Here is a 419-nt window from a genome sequence, read left to right on the forward strand (position 1 = left end):
GACAATTTCCTGGTCATGCGGCGATTTTTCCGGACGCGAACGCGGTGACGTCGATGATGCGGTCGGCAACCGCCTCGCGCACGTCGTGGTCATGGAAGATGCCGAGCAGGGCGACATCAGCCGCCTTCTTGGCGGCGATGAGTTCGATCACGACGTCGCGGTTCCTGGCGTCGAGCGAAGCGGTCGGTTCGTCGAGCAGCAGGATCGGATGCTCGGTGATGAAGCCGCGCGCGATGTTAACGCGCTGCTGCTCGCCGCCGGAAAAGGTCGCAGGCGGCAAAGCCCAGAGTTTCTCCGGCAGGTTGAGCTGTGCCAGCAAGGCGCGCGCCTTGCCGCGGGCAATCTCGCGATCCTCGCCGCGCTCGACCAGCGGTTCGGCGACGACATCGAGCGCCGAAACGCGCGGCACGGTGCGCAGG

General features: G+C 66.1%; 1 protein-coding gene. It reads right to left on the reverse strand.

Annotation, left to right across the window (positions count from 1 at the left end; translation table 11 throughout):
- Positions 1 to 13: 13 nt before the first annotated feature.
- Positions 14 to 419, reverse strand: a 406-nt coding sequence (locus EN893_RS37730) for an ATP-binding cassette domain-containing protein (RefSeq protein WP_128362347.1), incomplete at its 5' end; no start/stop codon positions are given.

Origin of the sequence: Mesorhizobium sp. M7A.F.Ca.CA.004.04.2.1 (genome assembly GCF_004022825.1) — a bacterium.
GTDB lineage: Bacteria > Pseudomonadota > Alphaproteobacteria > Rhizobiales > Rhizobiaceae > Mesorhizobium.